4 protein-coding genes are annotated in these 2,488 nt (G+C 37.6%); all 4 read right to left on the bottom strand.

Annotation, left to right across the window (positions count from 1 at the left end):
* Window positions 1-307 precede the first annotated feature (307 nt).
* The 4 genes from H538_RS26270 to H538_RS26265 all read right to left on the bottom strand — a co-directional run bounded on the left by H538_RS26270 (window position 308) and on the right by H538_RS26265 (window position 2,387).
* The gene (locus tag H538_RS26270; protein WP_154658023.1) at window positions 308-463 is read right to left on the bottom strand and encodes a hypothetical protein; all 156 of its coding nucleotides are present in this window, start codon (window positions 461-463) and stop codon (window positions 308-310) included.
* A gap of 115 nt (window positions 464-578) precedes the next feature.
* Complete coding sequence (locus H538_RS0118040) at window positions 579-782, bottom strand: hypothetical protein (protein WP_035351506.1); 204 nt, start codon at window positions 780-782, stop codon at window positions 579-581.
* Between the two features lie 42 nt (window positions 783-824).
* The gene (locus H538_RS0118035) at window positions 825-1,706 is read right to left on the bottom strand and encodes a tyrosine-type recombinase/integrase (protein ID WP_026678772.1); all 882 of its coding nucleotides are present in this window, start codon (window positions 1,704-1,706) and stop codon (window positions 825-827) included.
* Between the two features lie 540 nt (window positions 1,707-2,246).
* Window positions 2,247-2,387, bottom strand: a complete 141-nt coding sequence (locus H538_RS26265; RefSeq protein WP_154658022.1) for a hypothetical protein — start codon at window positions 2,385-2,387, stop codon at window positions 2,247-2,249.
* Window positions 2,388-2,488 lie beyond the last annotated feature (101 nt).

The following is a 2,488-nucleotide window of genomic DNA, read 5'->3' as shown; positions in this document are numbered from 1 at the left end:
AAGGAAGTGATACCATAGAAAGATAGAGCTTTTTGTGTTAATAATGGGGAATTTTAAAACGGCATTTTTGGGGAATTTTCAACTGAGGTTGACACCTCCATTATTCGTATACAATATATATTATAGATCTATCATATGGTATATATCTGATTTTTCGGATATTTGTATCAATCATATTAAACATATAAAAACTATTGGGTCTATTTGCTCTCTCATTTACATAGGATCGCGGACGAGTAAAGGGGATAATTGTTTTTTTGGGACAAAAAAATCCCAACCAATAGCTGGGATTCTTCGTTATTGTTTATCAAAGGAACTTTTCCGCTAATGAAATATCCTCCTCTTCCGTTAGCATATCGAATAACCATCTCATTTCACTTGCTACCTGTTGAATTCTTCTCTTTTCAACCCCTATATTTTTTAGGGCAAGAACTGCATAGCTAATTGCCTCTTCATTTGTCATGATCTTATGCTCCCCTTTCCAAAAATGTAAAAAAACTCTGCTTGATTTTACAGCTAAATGATAAAAAAGAAAAAAGCGAAGGGTTTCCTTCGCCAAATTCTTTGAGATCGTCCAGCTATTTTCGTTCAAGAAACTGCTCCATTTCTTCAGCAGTCAAATCCTCTGGTGTGATCCCTTTTTCTTTACAGTAGTCGTTTAAAGCACGTACTTTTACTCTTGGAGCCTTTGGGTCACGTGGTATAGCATATACTCCGTCAGGAAAGCCATTTTCAAATTCTTCTATTTCTTTTCGTATCAAATTTTCATCCTTGCGAATCATATCTCTTCACTCACCTTTCGAAGAGTACCCCTTTGCAAGAGGCTAAATCACATCGTCCAACTTACGAAGAACCCCGACTAATTCTTCCCTTCGGTGCAGTGTGTAAATTTCCGTCGAAGAAGTATGACGATGACGGAGCAACTCTTGCGCTTTCTTAATATTTCCTGTTTCATCAATGATCCTTTTGCCGTAGGTGTGGCGCAACTGATGGCAAGTGAATTCAATCCCTGATGTTTTCCGTATTCTCTCAATCATTTTCACAACGGCTCTTTTTCCAGCCTTTGGGGTCCGTCGGCTGACAAACAAATAAGGACTATCAGGAAATCTGCTTTGCGAGCGTTGTTCCATCCACTGGTCTAGTGCTTTTCGCAACTCCACACTCTCCAGCGGCAACTCAGCATAGAAACCGCCTTTTCCTTCCCTGATTATTACCTTCTGTTTTCCAGCTGTACGGATGATGTCGGTAATTTGTAGGTTAATTACTTCTTCCTGCCGTAAACCCAAGTACAGCATCAGATAAATCATACATCGGTCACGGTCACGCAGAAAGCCATTCGGTTCTTTTTCAATCGCTTTTCGGATTTCTCTAACTTCGTCTTTATCCAGATATTTCGGCTCTCTTAACCGTTCCAGTTCCGATAGTGCCTCATCCTTGATTTGAATTATCCCTTTAAATTGTCCAGTCGCCTGTAAATACTCTAACCACTTTCGTATCCCTGCTAACTTTTTGTTGATTGTCTTGGGATGATTTTTTCTGACTGTCTTTAGATAAGATTTGTATTCCAAAAGTAGCAATTGCGAAATCCTTTCTTCCTGCTCTGGAAGCCCATCGTGCCATTGAAGATATTCTCTAACTGTAGCAAGGTAAGATTTTATTGTTTTATCTCGCACCTCTTGTTGCTTAAGATAGGTGGCAAAATCCATTCCTCCTCACCTCTGTTCAACATTCTATGACCTATTTTTGTTGAAAGAATGCCTCTGATTACTGAACATTCTGTACCCTGTTATAGCACGAAAGGTCATAGAATCCAAATTCTATGACCTAAATAATACGCCCTCCCTTTGTTTTGGAGGGGTCAGATGGTATTATGAGTTGCAATAATTTAAAGCCCTTTTCTAATTTTCAACTCACTGATTTCCTGCATAAGATCGTTTTTAAAATTTTTCGATTCCTGTTCTTTCAGTGGATATTGAGAAAGTTCTTCTGGCTTTATATGACAATATTTTTTGAACTCATAATAATATTTCAATATCTCATTGCAAGGGAACTATCATCAATAACATTGGTGTTCCACAATGTGATAACAAGATCGTACACATCATTCAATATATAAACTGAACTCCAGTTCGTTCCACTATTCTTTCTGTATAACTCAGTTAATTCATTAATTAGTTCAGAAATATGAGTATGAATACTGTTCAAAGCTTTCAACTCCCAACGTCCAAATCATTGTTAAACCGATTTTACTTCTTCAATTTCATTACTGAAAGTTCCCACTCTAGCGTTGGTGAAATGGATTGTAGGTTAAACTCAACAACCAACTGCCAAGAGGCTTCCTCTTCAAGATATTCCAAGCGTGAAATTTTCATATCTAAGAGCTTCATATAGCGCCTCCCTCTATAAATGTTGATATATCAACGGTTTAACCCGTTGGTGGGGTGTCAAAAAAATAATTTTCGACACGCATACTAACAATATTTTTATA

Source organism: Fictibacillus gelatini DSM 15865 (assembly GCF_000430745.1).
Classification (GTDB): Bacteria; Bacillota; Bacilli; order Bacillales; family Fictibacillaceae; genus Fictibacillus_A; species Fictibacillus_A gelatini.
The sequence above is the reverse complement of the archived record's forward strand: the minus strand, read 5'-3'. Positions and strand labels throughout refer to the sequence as shown.

What these genes read in the sequence shown, in the direction of transcription:
- H538_RS26270 (WP_154658023.1), bottom strand. Translation starts at nt 463, where the DNA reads ATGACAAATGAAGAGGCAATTAGCTATGCAGTTCTTGCCCTAAAAAAT.
- H538_RS26265 (WP_154658022.1), bottom strand. Translation starts at nt 2,387, where the DNA reads ATGAAGCTCTTAGATATGAAAATTTCACGCTTGGAATATCTTGAAGAG.
- H538_RS0118035 (WP_026678772.1), bottom strand. Translation starts at nt 1,706, where the DNA reads ATGGATTTTGCCACCTATCTTAAGCAACAAGAGGTGCGAGATAAAACA.
- H538_RS0118040 (WP_035351506.1), bottom strand. Translation starts at nt 782, where the DNA reads ATGATTCGCAAGGATGAAAATTTGATACGAAAAGAAATAGAAGAATTT.